The organism is Sporocytophaga myxococcoides (genome assembly GCF_000775915.1).
Lineage (GTDB): Bacteria > Bacteroidota > Bacteroidia > Cytophagales > Cytophagaceae > Sporocytophaga > Sporocytophaga myxococcoides_A.
Map to the genome: position 1 here is coordinate 164,407 of NZ_BBLT01000006.1, position 21,620 is coordinate 186,026.

A 21,620-nucleotide genomic window follows, 5' to 3' on the forward strand; every position below is an offset into this window, starting at 1 on the left:
TTTAATCTTCTTCTTTAAGTATATATCCCAACCCGATAAGGGTGTGAATTAACTTGGGAGAATAATCTCTGTCTACTTTTTTGCGAAGATAATTAATATAAACGTCTATAATATTGGTGCCAGTGTCAAAGTTGAGATCCCATACGTTTTCTGCAATATCTGCTCTGGACAATACTTTACCTTTGTTCTTTATCATAAATTCCAGCAATCCGTATTCTTTGGCAGTAAGGTCAATTCTTTTGCCACCTCTGATTACAGATTTGGTATCAAGGTCAAGTTCGAGATTAGCTATTCTGAATATCCTGTCATTAGGAAGTGGCGGCCTTCTTGTTAAGGCCCTGACTCTTGCAAGCAGTTCTCTGAATTGAAAAGGTTTTAGGAGATAATCATCTGCACCGGAATCTAGTCCGTTAACCTTATCATCAATGGTACCAAGAGCTGTAAGCATGAGGATAGGTGTGGATTTTTGTGCTCTTATTTTAGTACAGACTTCAATGCCATTTATATCAGGTAGATTTATATCCAATATTATTAACTGATATTCATAAGAAAAAGCTAAATCAACTCCTTCTTCACCTGTTAATGCAAGATCTGCAGTATAATTACTGTCTTCCAGTCCTCTTTTAAGTAATGAACCTACCTTTTTCTCGTCTTCGATAATAAGAATTTTCATTAAAACAATTTTTGTGTTTTTTCTGCAATATCAGACAGGATAGTCCTTATACCTGAATTGACTCCCTGAATATATTGTGGAAGTGTATATTTGGCTGCTGATAAAGATGAACCAATTTTTATAGTATAAGCATGTTCAGGCATTTCTTTGAACATATCTTCATCTGTCCAGTCGTCTCCGGCAGCCAGGATAAAGTCAAAAGGTGCCTTTAGGTATTTTTTTACTGCTCTGCCTTTATTGATCAAAGCACTTTTTATTTCCACTACTTTATTACCTTCAAGAACAGACAATCCCATATTGGTAGTAAGATACTGAAGATAATCCAGAAGTTCTTTTTTTCTGGCATTTGAAAGATCATCATCTGCTTTTCTGTAATGCCAGACTAGTGAGTGGTCTTTTTCTTCTACAAAAGACCCTGGAGTTTTTTCAACAAATAAATTAAGGATCGTAGATAACTCTTTTTTCCAATCATCATTAAGCTGGAACATCATTTTCCAATTATTATCTCTTCTCATCCACAATCCATGTTCAGCTATAATATCCATATCAAAATGACCAAACCACTCGCTCAGTGTTGCTTTGTTCCTTCCCGAGATAATTACGACTTTAAGATTTTGGGTAGCACAGAGCCTGCTCATAATTTCATAAAGATCTTTGTCCGGTTTGGCATGTTCCGGCCTGTTCTGAAAGGAAACAAGTGTACCATCATAATCAAGAAACAATATTCTCTTTTTGGAAGAATTAAAATCTGAAATGACCTTGTGTTTAAGTTCTGGTGTAAGCCTCTTCATAGCAAGTTCCTCTTGTTTCTGGACAATCTCTTCCATGGATTTAAGAAATATTGTTGTCCATTTTGAAACATCATACTTGGCCAGAAGGTATTGCATTTCAGACATTCTTCTTTTTTGTTCATCAAGAGGCATGCATAATGCTGTTTTTATCGCATTGGCACATTCTTCTACATTATAAGGATTGATTATCAATGCATCCGAAAGCTCTTTGGCTGCACCTGCCATTTCACTAAGAATCAAAACACCACTTTCATCATTCCGGCTAGCTACATATTCTTTACACACGAGGTTCATTCCATCCCTTAAGGGGGTTATTAATGCGACATCGCTTAACTTATAAAATGCTGAAAGGGATTGCAGGGGATATGATCTGTAAAAATAAAGGACTGGAGTCCAGTTAACAGTACGATATTTAGAAGTAATATTGCCGACCATCTCATCTATTTCCATTTTAAGATTCTTATAAAGCTGAACCTTTTCTCTTGATGGTACAACAATCATTAGCAGTGAGACTTTCTCTCTGAACTCAGGATTTTTTTCAAGAAAAATATCAAATGCCTTAAGTCGTTCGGGAATTCCCTTGGTATAATCGAGTCTGTCAATTGAAAGTATAATCTTAACATCCTGAAACTGTTTTCTATGCAAGCCAACCTGCCTTTCAGTTGATTTTAGCATAGACATTTCTCTGTATTTGTAATAATCGATACCTAATGGAAAAGCATCTACCTTGAAAATTCGTTCTTCAGCTCTTACAGTTCCCATTTTATTTTCCATTCCTAATATCCTTTGGATAGAAGTGAGGAAATGTTTTACATCATCATGAGTGTGAAAGCCAACAAGATCAGCTCCGGTAACCCCCTCAAGGATTTGTTCTCTCCATGGGAGTATTCTGAAGATTTCATAAGATGGGAAGGGGATATGCTGAAAATAGGCTATTTTAGCTTTGGGTAATTTTTTTCTGATAAGTCCTGGTAATAACAATAAGTGATAATCATGGATCCAGATGAGATCGTCTTCTCCCGCATGTTTAAGGACTTCTTCGCAAAATATTTCGTTGACTTTCTGATAGACTTCCCATTGATCTTCATGGCAGGATGTATAGGTGGGAAAAGAATGAAACAATGGCCATAGTGTAGTATTGCTAAATCCCTCATAAAATTGGTTTACATCTTCCTCATTAAGAAAAATAGGGATAAGTCTTTGTTTCTCAAGGTTTAATTTAATTTCTTCAATATTGTCATGAAATCCATCAAGGGCGAAACCTGCCCAGCCTATCCATACTGAGTTCATGTCCTTGCTGGCACCGGCAAGTCCCGTAGCTAGTCCTCCGGGACTAGGTGTAAAGACTACCTTGTTGTCTTTTCTGCTTAAGGTTACAGGAAGACGATTTGAAACAATAATTGTTTTTTCCATAATCTGCAAGAATTAACCCTAATAATAGTTCTTAGGTTTCTACAGGGAATTAAAATACAATTAGAATTACATCGATTTGGGAATTATTAAAAGTGCAGAACTAAAAGTAAAACAGTCCATTCCGATAAGAGATGAAGAAATGGACTGTAAGCATTGAATTATTAAACTTGCTTCTGATATTGTACTTCAGCAGTAAGAAAAACCTCATCACTTACGAGAAAACCCCCTGTTTCAAGAGTAGCATTCCAGTTGATACCCCAGTCCTTTCTGTTAATTTTGCCTGTAACCGTAAAACCTGCCTTTGTATTTCCCCATGGATCTTTAGCTACTCCACCAAACTCTACATTAAGTTTAACAGGTTTGACAATTCCGGCAATTGATAGATCTCCCTCTAGTGTTGATCCATCAAACTTTTTCCCTGTGAAAATTAATTTAGGATGTTTTTCTGCATTAAAGAAATCTGCCGATTTTAAGTGACCGTCTCTTTGTTCATTTCCAGTATCGATAGAAGAAAGATCTGCAGAAAATTCAATTTTTGCACCTTTAAAATCATCGTTCTGAGTTTCAACTTCAGATGAGAAAGACTTAAAGTGTCCTTTCACATTGTTGATCATAAGGTGTTTTACCTTAAACCCTATTTCGCTATGCGCTGGGTCTAGAATCCATTTTGCCATATTATATTTTTTAAAAGTTTTATTTTGAAAGTTTAACAGATGTCATTGATATAGACCCAAGCTCAGTTTTATCATTAAAAAGAACAGGGGTTTCCTCATTCTTTTTTAAGCCTAAGGCATAAAGCAATGGCATATAATGTTCAGGACTTGGCACAGCCAGCTGCACTTCTTTCCCTAGCTGATGATAGTTAACGAGGGATTTGTGATTGTTTTCCAATATCAGTTTTTTTACCTTTTCATTTGCTTCAATTGCCCAGTCAAAACCTCCCTTGGTATTCCAGTCGGCCCGATGTAAATTATGGACTATGTTACCGCTTCCCATAATAAGTATTCCTTTTTGCCTTAAAACCGAAAGCTCCTTTGCCAATTCATAATGCCATAAGGGATCTTTAGTATAATCCATACTCATTTGAATGACTGGGATATTGGCTCCGGGGTACAAATGAGTAATCACACTCCAGCTCCCGTGATCCAATCCCCAGTTGTGATCTAACTCAACTGAAGTTTTTCTTACAATTCCTTTTACTTCATTAGCCAGTTCAGGACTTCCCGGAGCCGGGTATTGATACTCATGTAATTCTCTTGGAAAACCACCGAAATCATGAATGGTTTTAGGTTTTGTCATTGCAGTTACAAAAGTACCCTTTGTTTCCCAGTGGGCAGATATACAAAGAATAGCTTTGGGAGTTGGTAGACTTTTTCCAGTCTCTTGCCATCCCTTAGAAAATTCATTCTGTTGCAATGCGTTCATGGGACTTCCATGACCCAGAAATAAAACAGGCATGGTTTCCGTGGATTCAAATTCCGAAGTGAATTTATTGAGTTCTTTAAGATTCACAGCTCCTCCAGCGAATGGCATTAATGCTAATATTTTTAAGAAATCTGTCCTGTTCATAATATTTGAAATTATGGTAGGAAAAAAAAGAGGGCTGATTCTATTTGTCAGCCCTCTTTTTGTTTCTGCTTATTTTGCAGCTACCAGGTCGACATTTAATTCGAAATCATCATTGATTGCCTTGTCACCAAGGTTATCAAAGAAACTTCCTGAGCCATATTTGATATCATATTTAGTTCTGTTAACAACAATCTTCGCGTTTGCTTTGATTTGTTTTCCAACAGTCTGGATAGTAGCAGGGAATTCAATTTCGTTAGTGATACCTTTGATAGTAAGTTTTCCTTTAACGTTGTACTGATCCTTACCAGTAGAAGTAATTTTAGTAATTACAAAATTTGATTTAGGAAATTTTGCAGTTGAGAAGAAATCGTCAGATTTCAAGTGTCCTATGAATTTTTCATTATAGGCTGGATCAGCAACGTCTGTACAAGTCATAGATGCCATGTCGATAGTGAAAGAACCACCTGTGAAATTTTTACCGTCAGAGATAAGTTTACCATCTGCAATGTTAATACCGCCAGTGTGTTCACCAGTTACTTTTTTACCAAGCCATACAACTTTGCTTTGTTTTGCATCAACTTTGTACTCTGTTGTTCCTGCAGTGAAAGCCATTGCTAAAAAGGCGAAAATTACTGCAACAAAAAGACCATTACGTTTCATAGTTTTGATTTTAGATTTTAGGTTTATTTTAGTTTTAATAATTATTTATTTTTTTTCAATGATTTACTAACACAAAGTTATATCATTTGAATATTTATTTCCATTGACCTGGATTAAGAAAATGCATTGATTCAGATCAATTTTATGTTATCAGAAAACTATCCGCTTTTCGGAAAAAAGATCTTAAAGTATCCTGATTCTGGAATATTATTTCTTCTGCACAATTGTATAAGAATGAGCATCATTCCCTCAAGCGTCCTGCTTGCACTCAGATTTCCCGACAGTTGAGGCACCATGCCTGAATCCTTTGCCAGTGAAGCAACAGTAGCAACAGCTGTTTCGTCATCTCCTGCTATAAAACAATCTGCATTCGATATATTTTTAAAATCCCTAGGAAAGATCGTATTATATGCCTTCACAACTTTTGAATAGGGAAGATAGTTCTGTAACTCTTCAGCTGCGCTTGAGAGTGGAGAGGTCAGTAATTTGCTCTTATCTTCATTCATCGGATTTATAAGGCTTATAACGATTTTTCCAGTTACCACATCCTTTATATAATCTGCAATTTCCTGCTGTACTTCATAAGATACTGCCGGAATGATTACATCAGCTTCCCAGGAACCTTCATGAATACAATTCAATATTTCAATATCAGCATTGGGTAATTCTGCCAAAATACTATCATACGTCTTATGACATTTTTCAGAATCCTTATCCATTAACAGAATATGATGTCCGCTGGCTGCAAGGCTTTTGGACAATGCCGAGCCCATTGCTCCTCCGGCTCCGATAACTGCAATGGTCTTTTTCATCCGTTCTTGTTTGAATTATTTAAATTTATAACACAAAGATAGGGCATATTGGTGGTTCGAGACATTGACCTGCATCAAGAAAAAGCATTGATTAAAGTCATAGAATTTCAGGAATTGGAGGCCTGCTTTTTCCTTATTCTGCTGATTGTTTCAGGCTTTATTCCAAGAAAGGATGCAATCATATGTTGAGGTACCCGCTGTACCAGATCCGGATATGTTTTCAACATACGCATATATTTCTCCTCTGCGGTATTAGTAATGGTAGAAAGCAATCTCTTGTGCATAGCAACAAAACTAGCCTGAATCAATATCCTGAAGTATCGTTCAAACTTTGGAATTTGTTCAAATAGTTTATCCTGAGATGGTTTGTCCAGTAATAGTATTTCAGTATCCTCCAGCGCATCTATATTATATATAGCTTCTTCACAGGTAAGAAAACTGTTCATATCAGTAATCCACCAGTCTTCGGGAGCAAATTGAATTATATGTTCTTCACCTTTTTCATCTACTGAATAGGACCTTAATAATCCTTTGTTAACAAAAGCAACATATTCTGATATATCTCCGGCCTGCAACAGATATTGCTTTTTTCTAAGCTTTTTAGGAATAAAGAGAGTCTTACAGAAGGCTTTATCTTCTTCTGTAATCTCTATTTTCCGTTCTATATTTTTAAATAATAAATCAAACATTGCATTAAATTGTCGGGTAGATAATCTCCACCGAAGCCGCAAAAAAGCAAAAAAAACCTTATTTTCTAAATTTATTATATAAAGGCTACCCAATAAGATTTTTTTTATTGATAATCAATAGTTTGCATAAGTGTTCAGGACCAAAACTCTGACTTTCATTCTCTATTTCATGTAATTTGTTTTAAAAAATAATTATAAAAGACTTTACTTTGTTCCAAAATGGAAAGGTTGATATTTGTGTGTGTGTTCATTATTATGATGAACAATGCCTTCTTAAGTTCTGCTCAGAATAAGGATAGTGTATCTGTAAAGGATTCATCAGGATTATCTTTCTGGGGTTTTGCGGACATCTTTTATGGCTATAATTTTAATCAGCCTCCTTCCCGAATAGATGGAGAGCTCGTTACAGGCAATAGTTTTCTTTATTCTCACAACAGACATAATGAATTTAACCTTAATAACGGCATTGTCGGAGTGGATTATTTTAAAGATAAGGTAAGGGGGATCCTTGCGCTTCAGGCTGGTACTTATGTAGAATACAACTATGCCAACGAGCCTGCAATGCTCAAATATGTTTATGAGGCTTACGCGGGTTATCAGCCAATAAGAAATTTATGGATAGATGCAGGGATATTTACTTCTCATATCGGATCTGAAAGTGCTATTTCTTCTGAAAACCTTACCTTATCAAGATCGATGATGGCAGAAAATACACCTTACTATGAGACTGGAGTCAGGGCATCATATGACATCAATAATAAGTTAAAGATCAATGGTCTTATTTTAAACGGGTGGCAGAATATAACTGATCATAATAAAAACAAAGCCCTGGGAACTCAGATTCAATTCAAACCAACAGAGCATTTGCTTTTGAATTACAGCACTTTTTTAGGTAAGGAAGCAGGAGCATATGAACCAACTGCAGGAATTCCAAATACGGATTCATTATCTGCACGAAGATTCTTCAACAACTTTTATTGTCGCGCCCAACTGTCTAAATTCACATTGTTATGTTCTTTTGACATTGGATTTCAAAAGAAAAGAAAAGCCTCAGGCAATTATCTGTGGTTTAATCCAAATATAATTTTAAATTATTCAATTACTGATAGAACCAGCGCAGTTGTCAGATGCGAATATTATAATGATAAGAATGGTGTTATAATTTATACGGGAACTAAGAATGGTTTTCAAACATTTGCAGGTTCTGTAGGGCTTAATATCAGGCTTGCAGAAAATTTATTATGGAGAATAGAGGGTAAGGTATTTGAATCAAAGGATAAAGTATTTCTTAATAAAGATAATCAGTCAGATAAAAGTGTATTGGTATTATCATCTGTTGCTATAAAATTTTAGAAGTTTAAGCATGCTTATCAGTATTGGTTTAAATGAGTTCCTGATACATTGATCAATCTATGCTAAAAAGAATATTAAAGATAAATTATATTTAGGATTAGTGTTTTAAATCCCGTCATTAAGGTATTGAATAGGGCAATTTATAATACGTTCCATTATATTAGTTTTGTTACCTTTCTCCTTGATTAGAAAAGTAACCAAAAGAATAAAGGGCTGTGAGGAATTTACTAAAATTCCTCAGGCACCGTCCGATAAGCAAACGAGAACTAATGCATTAACTCAAATTATATTTTGCAGATATCATTCTAGCTTATATTTTCCTATGTATCTGACTACATCCCCTCCAATATAAAGAAAGCCTTTATGCTCTTTTACTGCGCCTGCTTCAGATAAAATTACTCCTTTCGTATCGTATAGGGTTTCTAAGATTTTACCATCAGCTGAAATATTCATGATCATTCCAAATTTATCTGCTTTTGGTTGAATTATTTGTGGAAGGCAATAAACGAGTTTTTTCATATTTATTTTAGGATGAATTTTATCTAAAGCTTCATTACGTTTGGTGGTAAAGCCAAGCCAATATGTGCCATCTTCTCTGATGGAAATGCCATTGGGAAAGCCTGGTAAATTATCAATAAAAATGTCTGTCTGACCTTTTTTTTCACCTTCAATCCAGTATTTCAACACTCTGTATTTGGTAGTTTCTACCATCAAAAGGTAGTCTTCATCTTTTGATAGCACTAGCCCATTACCAAAGAATGTTCCTTTAATTAGTGTGGTTAAATAATTAGTTTTTGGGTCGAAGCAATACACGCCACCACGGGGTTTCATCTCTAATATTAATTTTCTTCCATATTTAATGTTGTAGGCGGAAATTTCAGAAGTATTAGAGAAATAGATTTTGCCATCATGGGCGATATCTATACCATTAGGAATATAAAAGCGATTTCCATCTTCATCTTTGTCTGCTAATACAGTAGCTTTTTTATCCTGATTAATACTGATTAACCCTTCTTTGTGGCTAAGAGCAATTAAATTATTATTATAAAAGTGCAAACCTGAAACCCAGGAACCCGAATCATAAAATTCCTCAACTTTGCCAGAAGGATATATTTTTAATATTCTGCCGTCGGTAAAATCCTTGTTATGAACACCGCAATATAAATTACCTGAATCATCAAATTCAATATCTTCAGGGCCTTCCCATTTATTTAAATCTATTTTAATGGCAGATGTTAATTTCTCATTGAATTTTGTTGCAGCTGAATAAGAAGGTGTTTTATCTGGATTCCAAGCCACGGGATGAATAGAACAAGACTCCAATATAATTATAATGGAGATAAAAATCAGGGGTAAGATAGTTCCTCTTTTCATACAATGCTCGTTTTCATTAACCATGCAAAGTAAAAAAGTGTAAAATAAATTTACATTTACATATGTAAAGAAATGAGCATAACTCTTATCCCTTAGCTGCCATATTTCTAATTCGGCTTAACTGTGTAGGAGATATACCTAAATAAGAAGCAATGTGAAATTGAGAAATGTGTTGTTCTAATTTAGGGAATTCATTTTGGAAAATTTTATAGCGAAGAGAAGCATCCAGCAGTGCTATTTCGATTTCTTTCTTTTCTTTTTCCATAAAATAAAATTCAGCAATTTTTCTTGCCAGACGTTCAAGGTCCTGATGGGTGTCGAAAAGAGACGTTAATGCTTTATAGTCACATGTATACACCTTGCAGTCTGTGAGTGCTTGTTGAGCTATTAAGTTAGGTTGCCCTGTCAATAAAGAGGTATAAGCGCCAATTATACTTGGACCTGCAAAAAACTGTTTATTATATTCTTTACCTTCATTATTTATAAAGTAAGCCCTTACTACTCCAGATTCTAAAAGCCCGATTTTATTTGCTGTTTCATTTACATTTATAAAGTATTGGTTTTTTAATAATAATTTATGTTCAAAAAGCGGTAAAACCTTGATCCATGTTTCATCTTTTAATGCTGAAATGGAGTTAAAATAGTCTTTGATAATATTCATCCAATTGATGGTGATAATTTTCTGAAATTTCCTTATAGCCTTTGATTCTTTTTGTTACTTTTCTCATCGAGGATAAAATTAACAAAACTAATATAATGGAACGTATTATAAATTGCCCTATTCAATACCTTAATGACGGGAATTAATACACTAATCATATAAAAAAATAATATAACTAGTATAATTTTCAAATGAAAACAAAATCCACATCTGGTTTTTATAGTTAAATATTTAGATGTAAAAAACAGTGGTAGAATTCTTTAAAAATTTTGAATTCATCGCTAATCAAAACAAAATTAAAGCATTATAACTTAACCCAGAATGATCTGTAACATTTGATATGCTCAGAGGTTTTGTAAGTATGAAAAATTATAAACTATCTGTCATCTTTGTTACACTCTTCCTTTTTGTTTTTACCGCTTTATCCAGGATGGATGTTGAGTTGGAGATCATGCTTTCGCTTTTCTCAATATCTCCTTTTCTGATTTTATGGATGGTATATTCCGTATTAAAATTTGGTAAACATTCCGGCAAGACTTTGAATGAGCGGGAATGGGGATACGAGGACAGGCCCTGATACATCAGGTTTTGGATTTTTTTCCTGGTTTATTCAGATATTCAAAAATCGGATGAATTTCAATGCTGATTTTTAATGCTTTTCTTGATGGGCATGCTGTTTCTGCTTCATCCAGGCATCTCTGGGCAAGTAAAAAAGAATTATTACTTTTAAGCTTTACAATTGGTCTGATCAGAATTTCTTCCGTTGTAAACTTATCTGTTTTTTTTTCAAGCTTAACAAAACACTGACTTTGATAAGAAATTACTTCGAGGTTATTTTTCTCCGCTATTTCCAGAAATGTTGTCATAAAGCAAGAAGAGACAGAAGCTCCAAGCAACTGTTCCGGAGTCCACTGATTCTTTTTCTCTCTTGGTGTTTCTATGGGGGAAAAAACTTTTATCTCATCAACTCCATGTGAGGTGAGAAATCCGGCTTTTTCTGATTTCCAGGACAAATCTATTTCATAGAAGTATTCTTCCATTGTTCTACAGTTTATTGGTTCAAATATAAGTGATTGTGCAACAGGCAATGATGACGAAGATTATCTGAAAAGCTGATATTTGTCATTTATCTCCTTTTTAAAATCGAGTTCCTTTGTTCAAAACAACATGTATGGAAAAACAGGGATACAGGGGAATTATGCTCTTACTTATATTTTTATGGGCCGGCATGATCCTGGGCATTTCATTTCTTGAAGCTCCTCTTAAATTTCAGGCCCCTAATGTCACTCTTGGAATTGGTCTGGGTATAGGAAGATTGGTTTTTGGTGCACTTAACAAAATCGAGCTGCTATTTTCAATTATTCTTATTGTATTAAGTTTCATTACAAGGCCTTCTGTTAAATTCAGACTCCTTCTAGGTTTGCTATCTATGATTCTTCTCTTTCAGACAACCTGGCTGTTGCCAGCACTTGATGAAAGAGCACAGATCATTATAGATGGAAGAATACCTTCAGGAGGATCACCTCACATAATTTATGTAGTTGCGGAAATAATTAAGTTGGTCAGTCTGATCTCTGCTGGTATTATATTTTTTAACAATAGTCTGAAATACATTCAAAAGGAGGAAGTATGGAAAGCATCGTAGAACAAAATTCAGTTAAATGCTATCACTGCGGAAATGACTGTAAAGGGGCAGATATTAAAATTGACACAAAGGTCTTCTGCTGTAATGGTTGTAAAAGCGTTTATGAAATTCTTGATGCTAATCTGCTTTGCGATTATTATGCTCTGGATACAAATAATCCTGGAAATAAAATTGAAGAAGCAGGTAAATCTAAATACGCTTTTCTTGATGAAGAAACTATCATTGCAAAGGTATTGGATTTTAAGGAAGGAGATAAGTTCGGTGTTACATTCTATATTCCATCCATACACTGCAGCTCTTGCATATGGTTGTTGGAGAATATGCAAAAGATTCATCCGGGTATAATAGCATCCAATGTCCATTTCAGGAAAAAGGAAATAAACATTCAGTTTAATAATAAGATATCTTTAAGGCAACTAGCTGAGCTGCTGACTTCGCTGGGATATGCTCCTGTTATTAATTTTAACGGAAAAGAAATCAATCGGAAAACAGTTGATAAAGTTCTTCTATATAAGATTGGTATTGCAGGTTTTTGCTTTGGAAATATTATGATGCTGAGCCTTCCCGAATATCTTTCTGTTTCTGATAAATTTTCAGGTGATATTAAAGGTCTGTTTATATACCTGAGCCTGATTCTTTCTCTTCCTGTATTTACTTATTGTTCAGCTGATTATTTTATAAGTTCATGGAATGCTATAAAAACAAGAACTGTTAATATAGACCTACCGATTGCATTGGGAGTCATTGCTGCTTTTTCTCAAAGTATCTATGAAATTTATTCAGGAGCAGGACCCGGATATCTTGATTCGCTTTCAGGATTAATATTCTTTTTACTGATTGGAAAATGGTATCAGAATAAAACCTATGAGGCTCTTTCTTTTGAAAGAGATTATAAGTCATATTTCCCATTGGCTGTTACAAAAATTGAAAACAATTCTGAACGCTATGTTACCCTGGATAAACTGAAAGCAGGTGATACCATTTTAATTCGTAATAAAGAAATAATTCCCGCCGATGGCTATATTCTTGAAGGTACAGGAGTTATTGATTACAGCTTTGTTACAGGGGAATCAAGTCTGATCACAAAGGAAACCGGTCAAAAGGTATATGCAGGTGGAAGACAAGATGGCTCTGCCGTTAAAATCATCACTAGTAAAGAAGTGTCAGAAAGTTATCTGACTCAGCTATGGAACAAAGACAATACAATCAACAAACTCAATGGTCTTGTTGAATTTACGAACAAAATCGGGAAATACTTTACAATAGCTGTATTGATTATCAGCCTTGGATCTTATATATATTGGATTGGAAAAGATCCTGGAATTGCGCTGCATGCAGCGGTTTCTGTCCTTATCATATTTTGTCCTTGCATTTTTGCTTTGGCCATTCCGTTTGGTTTTGGAAAAGCAATGAACATAATGGGGAGAAATGGACTGTTTCTGAAAAATACTGAAACTATTGAAAAGCTTGCACATAATGATTCCATAGTATTCGATAAAACAGGAACGATCACCACTACTGAAAATCCTAAAGTGTCATTTTTTGGAGAGCTTACCGATGCACAATCAGAGATGGTTAAATCGCTTGTTAAAAACTCTACCCATCCGCTTTCCAGAAGCATTTATATTTTTCTTAAAGTAGATTCCTCTTTAAAGCCTGATTCATTTATTGAACTACCTTCTCAAGGAATTAAGGGGAAATTCAATAACATTGAAGTCATTGTGGGAACAGCTGAAATTGCAGGTCTTGAGCTCAATAAAGATACTGGAATGGTTCCAGGTTCTAAGGTATATATAAAGATCAATGATGAAGTTAAAGGATGTTTCGTATTCAGAAATAGCTACAGGAAAGGCTTTGATCAAATATCCGGAATATTAAAAAGGGATTATTCGCTTCACATATTAAGCGGAGATAATGATTCAGAGAAAGGTTATCTGAGTAATTACTTTACACCGTCCAATCTACATTTTAATCAGACTCCTCAAAGTAAACTGGATTACATAAAAAAGCTAAATCAAGAAGGGAAGGTGATGATGATAGGAGATGGTTTGAATGATGCCGGTGCATTGCAACAAAGTAATTGTGGTATCAGCATTACAGAAAACTGTGGAAGTTTTTCGCCCGCATGTGATGCGATATTGGATGCTTCAGCATTTTCTCGCTTACCTGTCTTTCTGAAATATGCAAAAGCCTGTGTGAGATCAGTTTATGGTAGTCTTGCTATTTCTTTATCCTATAATGTAATAGGATTGTATTTCGCAGTTCAAGGTTTATTAAAGCCCCTAGTAGCAGCTCTGCTAATGCCAATCAGTTCAGTATCAGTTGTATTGTTCGTAACCATAATGAGCAGTTTTTGGGCAAAAAAGTATGGACTGAGATAAAAGTGACAAATATCATTTTCCAGGGTGTCTTACCTCATTCTTCCCTGATTGGTTTACATATTAATTTGTATCAAACAATAAACAATGAGTGTACTGATCATACTTGTGATTTTCAGCCTGCTGGTAGCAGGATCGTTTCTGGGAGCCTTTATCTGGGCTATCAGGGACGGACAATATGAAGACGACTATTCCCCATCTGTAAGGATGTTATTTGACTCAAAAAAATCAGAAATTAAACAAAAAAGTAACAAGTAATATGCACTTAGAACGGTTTTCATACGACAATGCAATCGTCCGAAATTTTGCCTATGCAACAATGATCTGGGGGGTCATAGGAATGCTCGTAGGTCTTACGGTAGCACTTCAGCTCGCTTTCCCAGCTTTGAACTTCGGACTCGAATTCACCACATTTGGCAGAATTAGGCCATTACACACTAATGCCGTAATCTTTGCCTTTGTAGGTAACGGAATTTTTACAGGTGTTTATTACTCCTTACAAAGACTTTGCAAAACAAGAATGTTTAGTGACGTGTTAAGCCAGATTAATTTCTGGGGATGGCAGCTGATCATTCTTTCTGCAGTTCTTACGTTACCTATGGGCTATACAACCAGCAAAGAATATGCTGAACTGGAGTGGCCTATAGATATTGCCATTACGCTTATCTGGGTTGTTTTCGGATGGAATATGTTTGCTACTATTCTTAATAGAAGAGAGAAGCATTTATATGTTGCCATCTGGTTTTACATCGGAACATTCGTTACAGTAGCAGTATTGCACATTGTGAACTCATTTGAGCTACCCGTATCTTTTATGAAAAGCTATTCCTGGTATGCAGGTGTTCAAGATGCTCTGGTTCAATGGTGGTATGGACATAATGCAGTTGCTTTTTTTCTGACAACACCTTATCTGGGACTTATGTATTATTTTGTTCCCAAAGCCGCGAACAGACCTGTATATTCCTACAGACTTTCAATCATACATTTCTGGGCATTAATTTTCCTTTATATCTGGGCAGGTCCTCATCACTTATTATACACAGCCCTTCCGGACTGGGCACAATCTCTTGGTGTTGTATTTTCAGTAATGCTTATAGCTCCTTCATGGGGAGGTATGTTAAATGGTTTACTTACTTTGAGAGGTGCCTGGGATAAGGTACGTGAAGATGTCGTTCTAAAATTTATGGTGGTAGCACTCACATGTTATGGGATGGCTACCTTTGAAGGTCCGATGCTTTCCCTTAAAAATGTAAATGCTATAAGTCACTTTACAGACTGGACAGTAGCACACGTACATATCGGAGGTTTGGGCTGGAATGGATTTCTGACTTTTGGTATGTTATACTGGCTCTTCCCTAAACTATTCAGAGTAGAGCTATATTCAAAAAGATTGGCAAACTTCCATTTCTGGATTGGTTCATTAGGAATCATATTCTATGCGCTCCCAATGTACTGGGCTGGTTTTACTCAAAGCTTAATGTGGAAAGAGTTTACGGCAGAAGGACTATTAGCATATCCTAACTTTCTTGAAACTGTAACCCAGATAAAAACAATGTACATGCTCAGAGCCTTGGGAGGTGCTATGTTCATTGCAGGTACAGTAGTGATGTGTTATAATTTATTTATGACAGCGAAGCAAGGATCATTTGTTGCAAACGAAGAGGCTGAAGCTCCTGCAATACACAAAGACGCAAATGAAGAAAATGAACACTGGCATAGATTGATTGAGCGTAGGCCAGTTCAGATGATGGTGCTAAGCCTTGTTGTAATTATGATAGGTGGAATTGTAGAGATGATACCGACCTTCCTGGTTAAATCAAACATTCCTACTATTGCCAGTGTAAAACCTTATACGCCTTTAGAATTGCATGGAAGAGATCTTTATATCAAAGAAGGATGTAATAACTGTCACTCTCAAATGGTAAGACCTTTCAGATCTGAAACTGAAAGATATGGAGAATACTCGAAAGCAGGTGAATTTATATATGATCACCCTCACCTTTGGGGTTCAAAGAGAACCGGACCGGATATCCACAGGGTTGGAGGTAAATATCCAGACTCATGGCATTACAATCACATGCTGGATCCGGAAAGTATGTCACCTGGTTCCATCATGCCTCCATATCCATGGTTATTTGAGTACGACATAGATACTAATGCTACCCCGGGAAAAATAACTGCCATGAGACAATTGGGAGTTCCTTATCCAAAGGGTTATGAAGCACAGGCTAATGAAGATCTTAGAAAACAGGCAAATGAAATTTCTGAAAGACTTAAAGAGTCTGGTGTTAAAACCAAGAGTGAGAAAGAAATCATAGCGCTAATAGCCTATTTACAAAGATTAGGTACTGATATCAAAGCAAAACCATTAGCTCAGGATAATTGATTCTCGTTATGTTAAAATTTGTAAAATATCATATGGCATCCATTACAGATATAGAAATATTTCCTATCATCTCGTTTGTCATATTTTTTCTGTTCTTTCTTGGAGTGTTGATGCTCGTTTTCAGATCGGACAAGAAGTTAATGTCTAAAATGGAGCAAATGCCTCTGGAAGATTCAATCTTAGCTAATAGAGAAAACAATGAAGAGAATATTTAAAGATTTTATCAATATGAAATCCATACTTTCACTGCTTTTAGTTTTAAGTCCATTTATTTCAAAAGCTGATGCTGCTTCAGCAGCTCCTCATTCAACGGGTATGTTCAGTATTATAATACTGGTGATACTTGTATTGATAACTTTTGTTCTGCTATATATACTTTTTACGTTAAAGGTATTTCTGGATCATGCAAAGCCGAATGCATCTGCTGAGCCAGTTATGGCAGGTTTCTTAAAGAAGCTTACAGATACTGTTCCTTTGGATCAGGAAGAAAGTATTCTTACTGACCACGTTTACGATGATATAAGGGAGCTTGATAATAACCTTCCTCCCTGGTGGAAATACATGTTCTATGCGACCATTGTGTTTTCCTTTGCATACATCTACTATTATCATTTTAATGAAAATGGTCAGTTGCAAATAGAAGAATACACTCAGGAACTGGCTGTTGCTGAAAAAGAGAAAGAAGCATATATGAAACTTGCAGCTAACAGCATTGATGAAACCAATGTAAAACTGGCAGATCTAAAAGGAATTGAAAAAGGTAAAGGGCTGTACCAGCAAAACTGTGCTGCTTGTCACGGCTCCTTAGGAGAGGGTGGAGTAGGCCCTAACCTCACGGACCCTTACTGGCTTCATGGTGGTGGCGTAAAGAATGTCTTTAAATCTATTAAATACGGAATACCTCAGAAGGGAATGATTTCCTGGAAAGCTCAGCTAAGTCCATCTGCAATTCAGGAAGTGGCTAGTTACATTATAAGTATTCAGGGAAGTAATCCGACAAATGCAAAATCCCCTCAGGGAGATAAGTACGAAGGGGAAGACTAACATAACTATAATACCATTACCAAAATGGAAAAGTCTGATTTAACAAATGTAAACCAAGATAAGTCATTCAGAGACTCTATCTCTACCGTTGACAGATCGGGAAAAAGAATCTGGCTTTATCCGAAAAACTCCAAAGGAAAGCTTACAAACTACCGTTATTTGCTTTCCTTGCTGTTTATAGGAATGATGATAGCCGGAACCTTCATTAAAATAGATGAAGAGCCTTTATTGCTTTTAAATATTGTTGAAAGGAAGTTTATCATTTTGGGAAAGATATTCTGGCCACAGGACTTTCATATATTTCTTTTGATAATGATTGCTTTTGTCGTCTTCATAGGAATATTTACAATGGTATATGGAAGAGTCTTTTGCGGATGGATTTGTCCACAGACCATATTCATGGAGTCAGTATTCAGAAAAATCGAATACTGGATTGAAGGTGACTGGAAAACAAGAGCTGTTCTCGATAAAGCACCTCTTAGCACTGAGAAGATTTTTAAAAAGGTATCTAAACATTTTATCTTCTTCAGTATCTCATTCATGATAGCCAGCATATTTCTGAGCTATATCATGGGGGTTGAGAAGGTAATGAAGCTGATGCATGAAAATCCATCAAATCATCTGGGATTGTTCACTTCTCATCTTATATTTTCATTTGCCTTCTATTGGGTCTTTTCAAGAATAAGAGAGCAGGTATGTACAACGATTTGTCCTTACGGAAGATTGCAAGGAGTATTATTGGATAAGAACTCTCTGATCGTTGCCTATGATTATGTAAGAGGTGAAAAACGTGGAAAATTAAAAGCAAAAGAATCACGCAAGGAAGCTGGAAAAGGAGATTGCATTGATTGCAATCAATGTGTAAATGTATGTCCTATGGGGATTGATATCAGAAACGGAACTCAGATGGAATGCACTAATTGCACAGCCTGTATTGATGCTTGTAATTTTATAATGCGCAATGTTGGCTTACAGGAAGGTCTTATAAGAATGGATTCCGAGGAGGGTATTGCTGAAAGTAAACCTTTTAAAATAACTGCTAGAATTGCTGTATATACATCAGTACTGTTGGTTTTAATTGGTTTTATTTTCGCCTTATTATTAATGAGGGCTGATATAGAGACAAGTATATTAAGAACTCCTGGAGTATCTTTTCAGGAGCTTCCCGATAATAAAGTGAGCAATCTCTATAATATTAAAATGATCAACAAGACAAACAAAGAGATTCAAGTGAAGATAAAAGTTTTATCGGAGAATGGAGAAATAAAACTTGTAGGTAAAGAGCCGGTAATTCCATCTCAGGGGACAGCAGAGACTGCCGCATTTATTGTACTGAGTAAGGCTGATATAACAAAAGTAAAAACTAAAATCAAAATCGGTGTCTATTCAGATGGCAAAGAGCTTGAAACTTTAACTACCAGTTTCATAGGACCTCTGAATTAAAGAGTTTACACTTCAACAAAACATAAAAAAAGATGAGCTGGGGATATAGAATAACAATTCTTACACTGGGTTTTGTAAGTTTTATGACCTTTCTGGTTATCAGTGCTTTCAGGCAAGAGTTTGATCTTGTTACAGAAGATTATTACGGAAAGGAACTACAGTTTCAAAATCAGATTGAGAAGCAAAGTAATCAGATGCAATTAAAGGATTCGTTAAGCTGTATCGTATCAGACAATAACGTAATTATAAAATTTCCTGATGAACTAATACAGAATAATATAACAGGTGAAGTATTATTCTTTAGACCCTCAGATGCTGGGAAAGATGTTAAAAGACTTATCAATTCCAAGAATGGTGTTGAGGTCTTCAGAAAAGAGTTGTTTCAGAAAGGATATTATAAAGTTCAGGTAGATTATAGTTCCGGAGGGAAAAAATATTACTACGAAAAGTCAATCATAATAAGCTAATGTTATGTTTTATGCTGCATTTATAATAGGTTTGGTAAGTAGTCTCCATTGTCTTGGCATGTGTGGACCTTTGGCCTTTGCACTACCCGTAAGGACAACTAATAAGTGGAATAAGCTATTTAAATATCTCTTGTATAACTTTGGGAGAATTCTTACATACGCTTCTTTTGGTTTAGTTTCAGGTTTTGTAGGTGAAGGTTTTGTTGCTGTGGGCCTGCAGAAAGTACTCTCTATAAGTGCTGGCATTCTTATTATTGGGACAATCATTTTCATTTACAACCCAATTAAAATTGTTTTATTCAATCAGCTGTTCAATTCCCTGAATCAAAAGGTAAAAGCAGGCTTCCAAAAGTATTTTCAGAAATCAAGTTTTACTTCATTATTTATATTGGGAATTTTAAATGGATTGCTACCATGTGGTGTTATCTATATAACCCTGCTAAGCGCAATTGCGACCGGAGACTCAATTTCTGGAGCAATCTACATGACGTTGTTTGGATTAGGCACTATGCCTATGATGCTGGCAGTAGGTCTGACAGGAAATCTCTTAAGGGGAAAAATAAAACCTGTCTTTTTTAAGATCATACCATTGATAGGATGTATAGTTGGGGTGATGCTTGTAATGAGAGGTTTAAATACCAAGGTATCTTCAAATGGTGAAGTACGCAGTTGTTGTCACAGTCAAACTTGTCACTAAAATATGGACATGGATCAAAATAATCTTATCAGGAAATACAATGTGCCAGGGCCAAGATACACCAGTTATCCGACTGTGCCTTACTGGGACAATGATTTATTCAGTATGGAGAAATGGCAGGAGGAAATATTCAAATCATTTATTAATGATAATGAAGAAGTAAGCCTGTATATACACCTTCCATATTGTGAAAGTCTTTGCACATTTTGTGGATGCAATACAAGGATTACTGTAAATCATGATGTAGAGATTCCATATATCAATACAGTATTAAAAGAATGGGCTTTATATTTAAAGCTTATGAAAAAAACTCCGGTTATTAAAGAGATTCATTTAGGAGGTGGTACTCCAACATTCTTTAAACCAGAAAATCTCAAGAAACTTATTGATGGCATACTAGATACCTGCTCAACATCATCTGATGCAGAGTTCGGATTTGAAGGGCATCCAAATAATACAACGGAGCAGCATCTACAGACACTTTACGATCTAGGTTTCAAAAGAGTAAGTTTTGGTATACAGGATTTTGATCCAATCGTTCAACATGCTATTCACCGTGTTCAGACATATGACAGTGTTAAAACAGTTACTGAAACAGCAAGGGCAATTGGGTACACTTCAATAGGATATGATATAATATATGGTTTACCATTTCAGACTATATCAGGAATAGAAGATACAGTTCAAAAAGTAAGACAATTAAAACCTGACCGCATCGCATTTTATAGCTATGCGCATGTTCCATGGATAAAGCCAGGACAGAGAAAGTTTTCAGAAGCAGATCTTCCTTCTGATGAATCCAAAAGGGACTTATATGAAAGAGGAAGAGATCTGTTGGAGCAAAGCGGATATGTTGAAATTGGAATGGATCACTTTGCCTTAAAATCAGATTCTTTGTATAAAGCTTCTGTTAACAAGGCTCTTCACAGAAATTTTATGGGGTATACCAGTCAATATACTTCAAGATTGATAGGTCTTGGTGTATCTGCTATCAGCGATCTATGGGGAGCATATGCACAAAATATCAAGGCTGTTGAAGATTATATTGAGAAAGTTAATGATGGTAAAATTCCAGTATTTAAAGGCCACATTCTGAGTAATCAAGATATGATTTTAAGACAACATATTCTTAATATCATGTGTAAATTTTATACTAGCTGGTCTTCACCGGGAGAGCAATCAATCGGTTTGTATGATGGCATTGGAAGAATGAAAGATCTGGAGAAGGATGATCTTATCAGGTTCGGATTATATTCATTGGAAGTAACAGAAAAAGGAAAACCTTTTATGAGAAATATTTGCATGGCTCTTGACGCGAGGATGCAAGCATCATCAACCAAAGAAGTAAAATTTTCTAAGGTGGTATAGAACTCATCTCTAACCCTTTTCCTGAAACCATAAATTGGTCATGTTGTGCATGCGAAACATATGAGAATTCTAAAAGAATGAAACTTTAGCTATCTGGCAGATTTGTAAATCATAACAAATGTGTTTTGTGACTATCAGATCCTTCGCAGGTCTAAGGATGATAAAGAGCTGGCTGAGCGATTTAGGAATAGCTTTTT

At 35.6% G+C, this 21,620-nt stretch carries 22 protein-coding genes; 12 read left to right on the forward strand and 10 right to left on the reverse strand.

Translation table 11 applies throughout. The annotated features are described in order from the left end of the window. Position 1: 1 nt before the first annotated feature. The 7 genes from MYP_RS15110 to MYP_RS15140 form a co-directional block, all read right to left on the reverse strand. Positions 2–673, reverse strand: coding sequence for a response regulator transcription factor (locus tag MYP_RS15110; RefSeq protein WP_045464961.1), 672 nt, complete (start codon positions 671–673; stop codon positions 2–4). After that, positions 673–2,877, reverse strand: coding sequence for a bifunctional alpha,alpha-trehalose-phosphate synthase (UDP-forming)/trehalose-phosphatase (locus MYP_RS15115; protein ID WP_045464962.1), 2,205 nt, complete (start codon positions 2,875–2,877; stop codon positions 673–675). Before MYP_RS15115 ends, MYP_RS15110 begins: the two co-directional genes overlap by 1 nt. A 161-nt stretch (positions 2,878–3,038) precedes the next feature. Continuing rightward, on the reverse strand, positions 3,039–3,551 hold the full coding sequence (locus tag MYP_RS15120; RefSeq protein WP_045464963.1) for a YceI family protein: 513 nt from the start codon (positions 3,549–3,551) through the stop codon (positions 3,039–3,041). A gap of 19 nt (positions 3,552–3,570) precedes the next feature. Further along, positions 3,571–4,446: a 4,5-DOPA dioxygenase extradiol gene (gene ygiD / locus MYP_RS15125; protein ID WP_197060094.1), complete on the reverse strand. Its 876-nt coding sequence runs from the start codon at positions 4,444–4,446 to the stop codon at positions 3,571–3,573. A gap of 69 nt (positions 4,447–4,515) precedes the next feature. Continuing rightward, positions 4,516–5,106: a YceI family protein gene (locus MYP_RS15130; protein WP_045464964.1), complete on the reverse strand. Its 591-nt coding sequence runs from the start codon at positions 5,104–5,106 to the stop codon at positions 4,516–4,518. A gap of 158 nt (positions 5,107–5,264) precedes the next feature. Further along, entirely contained in the window at positions 5,265–5,918 is a 654-nt protein-coding gene (locus tag MYP_RS15135) for an NADPH-dependent F420 reductase (protein ID WP_045464966.1), read from the reverse strand. Positions 5,919–6,025: 107 nt separating this feature from the next. Then, positions 6,026–6,607: a Crp/Fnr family transcriptional regulator gene (locus MYP_RS15140; RefSeq protein WP_045464968.1), complete on the reverse strand. Its 582-nt coding sequence runs from the start codon at positions 6,605–6,607 to the stop codon at positions 6,026–6,028. 219 nt (positions 6,608–6,826) lie between these two features. Here MYP_RS15140 and MYP_RS15145 point away from each other — a divergent pair, with 219 nt between their 5' ends. Next, the gene (locus tag MYP_RS15145) at positions 6,827–7,960 is read left to right on the forward strand and encodes a porin (RefSeq protein WP_045464970.1); all 1,134 of its coding nucleotides are present in this window, start codon (positions 6,827–6,829) and stop codon (positions 7,958–7,960) included. A gap of 300 nt (positions 7,961–8,260) precedes the next feature. On the opposite strand, the gene MYP_RS15150 is transcribed toward MYP_RS15145, so the two are convergent. Both MYP_RS15150 and MYP_RS15155 read right to left on the reverse strand, forming a co-directional pair. Then, a complete protein-coding gene (locus MYP_RS15150) occupies positions 8,261–9,334 on the reverse strand; it encodes an SMP-30/gluconolactonase/LRE family protein (RefSeq protein WP_045464972.1) in 1,074 nt (357 codons plus the stop codon). An 85-nt stretch (positions 9,335–9,419) separates the two neighbouring features. Continuing rightward, a complete protein-coding gene (locus tag MYP_RS15155) occupies positions 9,420–9,995 on the reverse strand; it encodes a Crp/Fnr family transcriptional regulator (protein WP_045464974.1) in 576 nt (191 codons plus the stop codon). Between the two features lie 361 nt (positions 9,996–10,356). Between MYP_RS15155 and MYP_RS15160 the strand changes: the two genes are divergently transcribed. Then, entirely contained in the window at positions 10,357–10,572 is a 216-nt protein-coding gene (locus tag MYP_RS15160; protein ID WP_156140654.1) for a hypothetical protein, read from the forward strand. A gap of 4 nt (positions 10,573–10,576) precedes the next feature. Here MYP_RS15160 and MYP_RS25180 read toward each other — a convergent pair whose 3' ends face one another. After that, positions 10,577–11,035 carry an OsmC family protein gene (locus MYP_RS25180; RefSeq protein ID WP_052430241.1) on the reverse strand — a complete coding sequence of 153 codons (459 nt, stop codon included), beginning with the start codon at positions 11,033–11,035 and terminating at the stop codon, positions 10,577–10,579. 131 nt (positions 11,036–11,166) lie between these two features. Here MYP_RS25180 and MYP_RS15170 point away from each other — a divergent pair, with 131 nt between their 5' ends. The 10 genes from MYP_RS15170 to hemN all read left to right on the forward strand — a co-directional run bounded on the left by MYP_RS15170 (position 11,167) and on the right by hemN (position 21,423). Continuing rightward, positions 11,167–11,640, forward strand: a complete 474-nt coding sequence (locus MYP_RS15170; protein WP_045464978.1) for a hypothetical protein — start codon at positions 11,167–11,169, stop codon at positions 11,638–11,640. Next, positions 11,625–14,021 carry a heavy metal translocating P-type ATPase gene (locus MYP_RS15175; protein WP_045464980.1) on the forward strand — a complete coding sequence of 799 codons (2,397 nt, stop codon included), beginning with the start codon at positions 11,625–11,627 and terminating at the stop codon, positions 14,019–14,021. Before MYP_RS15170 ends, MYP_RS15175 begins: the two co-directional genes overlap by 16 nt. 84 nt (positions 14,022–14,105) lie before the next feature. Beyond that, positions 14,106–14,276 (forward strand): cbb3-type cytochrome oxidase assembly protein CcoS, encoded by a 171-nt coding sequence (gene ccoS, locus MYP_RS15180; RefSeq protein ID WP_045464982.1) that lies wholly within the window; start codon positions 14,106–14,108, stop codon positions 14,274–14,276. A gap of 1 nt (position 14,277) precedes the next feature. Continuing rightward, the gene (ccoN, locus tag MYP_RS15185; RefSeq protein WP_045464984.1) at positions 14,278–16,404 is read left to right on the forward strand and encodes a cytochrome-c oxidase, cbb3-type subunit I; all 2,127 of its coding nucleotides are present in this window, start codon (positions 14,278–14,280) and stop codon (positions 16,402–16,404) included. 8 nt (positions 16,405–16,412) lie between these two features. Continuing rightward, a complete protein-coding gene (locus MYP_RS15190) occupies positions 16,413–16,619 on the forward strand; it encodes a hypothetical protein (RefSeq protein WP_045464986.1) in 207 nt (68 codons plus the stop codon). After that, a complete protein-coding gene (locus MYP_RS15195; protein ID WP_045464988.1) occupies positions 16,603–17,448 on the forward strand; it encodes a cbb3-type cytochrome c oxidase N-terminal domain-containing protein in 846 nt (281 codons plus the stop codon). Before MYP_RS15190 ends, MYP_RS15195 begins: the two co-directional genes overlap by 17 nt. Positions 17,449–17,472: 24 nt before the next feature. Continuing rightward, the gene (ccoG, locus tag MYP_RS15200; RefSeq protein WP_045464991.1) at positions 17,473–18,891 is read left to right on the forward strand and encodes a cytochrome c oxidase accessory protein CcoG; all 1,419 of its coding nucleotides are present in this window, start codon (positions 17,473–17,475) and stop codon (positions 18,889–18,891) included. A 32-nt stretch (positions 18,892–18,923) separates the two neighbouring features. Beyond that, positions 18,924–19,358, forward strand: coding sequence for a FixH family protein (locus MYP_RS15205; protein WP_045464993.1), 435 nt, complete (start codon positions 18,924–18,926; stop codon positions 19,356–19,358). Between the two features lie 4 nt (positions 19,359–19,362). Beyond that, positions 19,363–20,055, forward strand: a complete 693-nt coding sequence (locus MYP_RS15210) for a sulfite exporter TauE/SafE family protein (protein ID WP_045464995.1) — start codon at positions 19,363–19,365, stop codon at positions 20,053–20,055. Positions 20,056–20,058: 3 nt separating this feature from the next. Continuing rightward, a complete protein-coding gene (gene hemN, locus MYP_RS15215) occupies positions 20,059–21,423 on the forward strand; it encodes an oxygen-independent coproporphyrinogen III oxidase (protein WP_045464997.1) in 1,365 nt (454 codons plus the stop codon). The last annotated feature ends 197 nt before the right edge of the window (positions 21,424–21,620 follow it).

Bases quoted from the DNA above. Each gene is read 5' to 3' on its own strand.
- MYP_RS15110 (WP_045464961.1), bottom strand. From the start codon at position 673: ATGAAAATTCTTATTATCGAAGACGAGAAAAAGGTAGGTTCATTACTT.
- MYP_RS15115 (WP_045464962.1), bottom strand. From the start codon at position 2,877: ATGGAAAAAACAATTATTGTTTCAAATCGTCTTCCTGTAACCTTAAGC.
- MYP_RS15120 (WP_045464963.1), bottom strand. From the start codon at position 3,551: ATGGCAAAATGGATTCTAGACCCAGCGCATAGCGAAATAGGGTTTAAG.
- ygiD (WP_197060094.1), bottom strand. From the start codon at position 4,446: ATGAACAGGACAGATTTCTTAAAAATATTAGCATTAATGCCATTCGCT.
- MYP_RS15130 (WP_045464964.1), bottom strand. From the start codon at position 5,106: ATGAAACGTAATGGTCTTTTTGTTGCAGTAATTTTCGCCTTTTTAGCA.
- MYP_RS15135 (WP_045464966.1), bottom strand. From the start codon at position 5,918: ATGAAAAAGACCATTGCAGTTATCGGAGCCGGAGGAGCAATGGGCTCG.
- MYP_RS15140 (WP_045464968.1), bottom strand. From the start codon at position 6,607: ATGTTTGATTTATTATTTAAAAATATAGAACGGAAAATAGAGATTACA.
- MYP_RS15145 (WP_045464970.1), top strand. From the start codon at position 6,827: ATGGAAAGGTTGATATTTGTGTGTGTGTTCATTATTATGATGAACAAT.
- MYP_RS15150 (WP_045464972.1), bottom strand. From the start codon at position 9,334: ATGAAAAGAGGAACTATCTTACCCCTGATTTTTATCTCCATTATAATT.
- MYP_RS15155 (WP_045464974.1), bottom strand. From the start codon at position 9,995: ATGAATATTATCAAAGACTATTTTAACTCCATTTCAGCATTAAAAGAT.
- MYP_RS15160 (WP_156140654.1), top strand. From the start codon at position 10,357: ATGAAAAATTATAAACTATCTGTCATCTTTGTTACACTCTTCCTTTTT.
- MYP_RS25180 (WP_052430241.1), bottom strand. From the start codon at position 11,035: ATGGAAGAATACTTCTATGAAATAGATTTGTCCTGGAAATCAGAAAAA.
- MYP_RS15170 (WP_045464978.1), top strand. From the start codon at position 11,167: ATGGAAAAACAGGGATACAGGGGAATTATGCTCTTACTTATATTTTTA.
- MYP_RS15175 (WP_045464980.1), top strand. From the start codon at position 11,625: ATGGAAAGCATCGTAGAACAAAATTCAGTTAAATGCTATCACTGCGGA.
- ccoS (WP_045464982.1), top strand. From the start codon at position 14,106: ATGAGTGTACTGATCATACTTGTGATTTTCAGCCTGCTGGTAGCAGGA.
- ccoN (WP_045464984.1), top strand. From the start codon at position 14,278: ATGCACTTAGAACGGTTTTCATACGACAATGCAATCGTCCGAAATTTT.
- MYP_RS15190 (WP_045464986.1), top strand. From the start codon at position 16,413: ATGTTAAAATTTGTAAAATATCATATGGCATCCATTACAGATATAGAA.
- MYP_RS15195 (WP_045464988.1), top strand. From the start codon at position 16,603: ATGAAGAGAATATTTAAAGATTTTATCAATATGAAATCCATACTTTCA.
- ccoG (WP_045464991.1), top strand. From the start codon at position 17,473: ATGGAAAAGTCTGATTTAACAAATGTAAACCAAGATAAGTCATTCAGA.
- MYP_RS15205 (WP_045464993.1), top strand. From the start codon at position 18,924: ATGAGCTGGGGATATAGAATAACAATTCTTACACTGGGTTTTGTAAGT.
- MYP_RS15210 (WP_045464995.1), top strand. From the start codon at position 19,363: ATGTTTTATGCTGCATTTATAATAGGTTTGGTAAGTAGTCTCCATTGT.
- hemN (WP_045464997.1), top strand. From the start codon at position 20,059: ATGGACATGGATCAAAATAATCTTATCAGGAAATACAATGTGCCAGGG.